Here is a 509-nt window from a genome sequence, read left to right as displayed (position 1 = left end):
GCGGTCAGCGCACCAAGACCAACGCACGTACCCCTAAGGGTCCCCGCAAGCCGATCAAGAAATAATCGGGGTTATTTAATAATGGCAAAGGCACCTGTTAGTACACGTAAGCGTGTAATAAAGCAACTCTCTGACGGCGTGGCTCATATCCATGCTTCTTTCAACAACACCATCGTTACCATCACTGATCGTCAGGGTAATGCTTTGGGTTGGGCAACAGCCGGTGGTTCCGGTTTCCGTGGTTCTCGTAAGTCCACTCCGTTCGCAGCACAGGTTGCAGCAGAACGTTGTGCTGACGCAGTGAAAGAATACGGTATCAAGAACCTGGAAGTTATGGTTAAAGGACCTGGTCCTGGTCGTGAGTCTACTATCCGCGCTCTGAACGCGGCTGGTTTCCGCATCACTAACATTACTGATGTGACTCCGATCCCTCATAACGGTTGTCGTCCGCCGAAAAAGCGCCGCGTGTAACGCAGCTTTTAGGATTGTTGGAGAAAGAAAATGGCAAG

General features: G+C 50.9%; 1 protein-coding gene. It reads left to right on the top strand.

Annotated features, from left to right (window positions below; translation table 11 throughout):
* Positions 1 to 81 precede the first annotated feature (81 nt).
* Entirely contained in the window at positions 82 to 471 is a 390-nt protein-coding gene (gene rpsK / locus Q7C20_RS27185) for a 30S ribosomal protein S11 (protein ID WP_375071240.1), read from the top strand.
* Positions 472 to 509: the final 38 nt, after the last annotated feature.

It is taken from the genome of Pseudomonas sp. AMR01 (genome assembly GCF_041946035.1).
GTDB lineage: Bacteria > Pseudomonadota > Gammaproteobacteria > Pseudomonadales > Pseudomonadaceae > Aquipseudomonas > Aquipseudomonas antarctica_B.
This window is presented reverse-complemented; position numbering and strand designations above follow the sequence as displayed.

Bases quoted from the DNA above. Each gene is read 5' to 3' on its own strand.
- rpsK (WP_375071240.1), top strand. From the start codon at position 82: ATGGCAAAGGCACCTGTTAGTACACGTAAGCGTGTAATAAAGCAACTC.